The 383-nt window shown below is 47.5% G+C and carries 1 pseudogene; it reads right to left on the reverse strand.

From position 1 onward, the window contains the following. Positions 1–383, reverse strand: a pseudogene (locus tag CP352_RS10855) (diaminopimelate decarboxylase); the annotation flags it as partial.

The raw sequence follows: 383 nt of genomic DNA on the forward strand, positions 1-383 counted from the left end.
GATTCTTAGCATTACGTCAACGGATTCATCGCGTTCTTCAAGCACCGTGGCTAATAATTCAATCTCATGGAAATTATCAATCATGATCGTCCCCACATGGTGGTCAACCGCCATTTCCAGCTCTTCACGCGACTTATTATTACCATGGAAACTTACCCGTTCCATCGGGAAGTCAGCCTTAGTTGCTGTATAAAGCTCCCCAGCCGAAACGACATCAACGTGAGCCCCTTCGACAGCAGCAACCTGATACATTGCAATTGCGGCAAAGGCCTTACTTGCATAACTGACCGCATAGTCGACCTGATTAGCATCAAATACTCGCCGAAAGCTCCGAATTTGCTGTCGGATTTGGGAAACGTCGTAAACAACCAGTGGCGTTCCGT

The organism is Lactobacillus sp. UMNPBX1 (genome assembly GCF_002554085.1).
GTDB lineage: Bacteria > Bacillota > Bacilli > Lactobacillales > Lactobacillaceae > Lactobacillus > Lactobacillus crispatus.